Genomic DNA, 443 nt, shown 5'->3' with positions numbered 1-443 from the left:
GAACAATATCAGGCCCAGCTTTTGGCGCTGGCTCCGCCCGGTGCGGCCCTGCCGACTGACGCGGATAGCGTATGGTCCATGCTCCTGCTGGCCATGGCCGAGGAGTTGTCGCGCGTGGATGGCCGCGCCGATGATGTCCTTGACGAACTTGACCCGCGTACCGCCCTGGAACTGCTCCCGGATTGGGAACGCGTGTGCGGCCTGCCCGGTCCATGTTCCCGACCGTCCGAAACAATTCAGGAGCGGCGTGAGGCGGCACACCTGGTTATCATGGCTCAGGGCGGACAAAGCCAGGTCTATTACAAGGAAGCAGCCGCCGCCATCGGAGTCCCGGCAGACGTTGAAGAGTTCAGACCATTCCGGGCCGGTCATTCCTCGGCCGGTGATGCCCTGACCAATGGACCGTGGACGCATACCTGGTGCATGCGCGGCCCGAAAGAAAC

At 63.4% G+C, this 443-nt stretch carries 1 protein-coding gene; it reads left to right on the top strand.

Annotated features, from left to right (window positions below):
* Window positions 1-443, top strand: a 443-nt coding sequence (locus GO013_RS16755) for a putative phage tail protein (RefSeq protein ID WP_163813185.1), incomplete at both ends; no start/stop codon positions are given.

It is taken from the genome of Pseudodesulfovibrio sp. JC047 (assembly GCF_010468615.1).
GTDB lineage: Bacteria > Desulfobacterota > Desulfovibrionia > Desulfovibrionales > Desulfovibrionaceae > Pseudodesulfovibrio.
The sequence above is the reverse complement of the archived record's forward strand: the minus strand, read 5'-3'. Positions and strand labels throughout refer to the sequence as shown.